2 tRNA genes are annotated in these 239 nt (G+C 60.7%); both read left to right on the top strand.

Going from position 1 to position 239, the window contains the following annotated elements:
- Window position 1 precedes the first annotated feature (1 nt).
- Window positions 2-77: transfer RNA gene (locus tag DIE08_RS35395), tRNA-Glu, on the top strand.
- A gap of 82 nt (window positions 78-159) precedes the next feature.
- Window positions 160-236 (top strand) — tRNA-Asp (locus tag DIE08_RS35400).
- Window positions 237-239: the final 3 nt, after the last annotated feature.

The raw sequence follows: 239 nt of genomic DNA on the forward strand, positions 1-239 counted from the left end.
TGTCCCCTTCGTCTAGAGGCCTAGGACATCACCCTTTCACGGTGAGTACAGGGGTTCGAATCCCCTAGGGGACGCCAGATTCAGCGGCGTTTCGTAGTAGAAGTGTCGCAACGCTCGCAGGGCGTGAACGAGGTCCTGCGGGTGAGAGGAAAGAAAGCTGGAGCGGTAGTTCAGTTGGTTAGAATACCGGCCTGTCACGCCGGGGGTCGCGGGTTCGAGCCCCGTCCGCTCCGCCAGAA

Origin of the sequence: Burkholderia sp. Bp9004 (genome assembly GCF_003858025.1) — a bacterium.
GTDB lineage: Bacteria > Pseudomonadota > Gammaproteobacteria > Burkholderiales > Burkholderiaceae > Burkholderia > Burkholderia diffusa.